Genomic DNA, 584 nt, shown 5'->3' on the forward strand with positions numbered 1-584 from the left:
TATTGGTTCCTGTCGAATAGCTAACGAGTTGTTTGATATGAACAAAATCTAAATTTCTGCTGATACGCATACTATTAAAGTTAGCAGTGTCGACAAAAATTTGGGGCTATAGCTCAGCTGGGAGAGCGCTTGCATGGCATGCAAGAGGTCCACGGTTCGATCCCGTGTAGCTCCACCAATTTACTGTAGATATTAAGCAGGAACGTGAGTTCGAATTAATATGTTTGAGGTCACCTTCGTTCTTTAGAAGGGAATCCGTAGGACACCGTAGATATTAAACGGGAACAATAGGTTCAAATTAATATGTCCGGGGTCCCCTTCGTCTAGAGGCCAAGGACACCGCCCTTTCACGGCGGTAACAGGGGTTCGAATCCCCTAGGGGATACCAAATTTTGGTTCCTAGCAAATAACTAACGTGTTGTTTGGTAAGAACAAGCATTAACTTCCTAGCCTACTGAAGTGAATGTGTTACAAAGCTCGGTTACGAGTTAAATCATAAGTCCGGGTCCCCTTCGTCTAGAGGCCTAGGACACCGCCCTTTCACGGCGGTAACAGGGGTTCGAATCCCCTAGGGGATACCAAAT

General features: G+C 45.5%; 3 tRNA genes. All 3 read left to right on the forward strand.

The window, feature by feature from the left end:
• Positions 1-102 precede the first annotated feature (102 nt).
• The 3 genes from Q4Q57_RS22070 (at position 103) to Q4Q57_RS22080 (ending at position 581) form a co-directional block, all read left to right on the forward strand.
• Positions 103-178: transfer RNA gene (locus Q4Q57_RS22070), tRNA-Ala, on the forward strand.
• Positions 179-312: 134 nt separating this feature from the next.
• A tRNA-Glu gene (locus Q4Q57_RS22075) sits at positions 313-388 on the forward strand.
• Between the two features lie 117 nt (positions 389-505).
• A tRNA-Glu gene (locus Q4Q57_RS22080) sits at positions 506-581 on the forward strand.
• Positions 582-584 lie beyond the last annotated feature (3 nt).

The sequence above is a fragment of the Shewanella sp. SP2S2-6 genome (assembly GCF_031931965.1).
Lineage (GTDB): Bacteria > Pseudomonadota > Gammaproteobacteria > Enterobacterales > Shewanellaceae > Shewanella > Shewanella baltica.